Source organism: Shewanella sp. GutCb (genome assembly GCF_002836135.1).
Lineage (GTDB): Bacteria > Pseudomonadota > Gammaproteobacteria > Enterobacterales > Shewanellaceae > Shewanella.
The window spans coordinates 1-481 of sequence record NZ_PJBL01000079.1 but is presented as its reverse complement, the minus strand read 5'-3'; the positions used below and the strand labels follow the sequence as shown (position 1 = coordinate 481).

Here is a 481-nt window from a genome sequence, read left to right as displayed (position 1 = left end):
CACAGTAGAACTTGAAGCTGGCTCTCTCGTTATCAATGCAGATGGCTCTTACACCTTCACTCCAAATGATAACTGGAATGGCAGTGTCCCTGTTATTACATACACCACCAATACCGGTTCAACAGCGACATTGACCCTTGAAGTCACGCCTGTTGATGACGCTAGTCTATTAGCCAACGACAGCCAAACTATCGACGAAGACAGCGTTGCCACTGGCAATGTATTAGATAACGATGCTGATGTAGACAGCGTTCTAACCGTCGTTAGCTTTGAAGTCGACGGCCAAAGTGTTACTGCAGGCGGCACGGTAGAACTCGATGGTGGCTCTCTCGTTATCAATGAAGATGGCTCTTACACCTTTACCCCAAATGAAAACTGGAATGGCAGCGTTCCTGTTATTACTTACACCACCAATACTGGCTCGACTGCCACGTTAACGATTGAAGTCACACCAGTTGGAGATGACGCTGATATCACTGTT

1 protein-coding gene is annotated in these 481 nt (G+C 47.0%); it reads left to right on the top strand.

Annotated features, from left to right (window positions below; genetic code table 11):
- Positions 1 to 481, top strand: a 481-nt coding sequence (locus tag CXF86_RS20030) for an Ig-like domain-containing protein (protein ID WP_145992406.1), incomplete at both ends; no start/stop codon positions are given.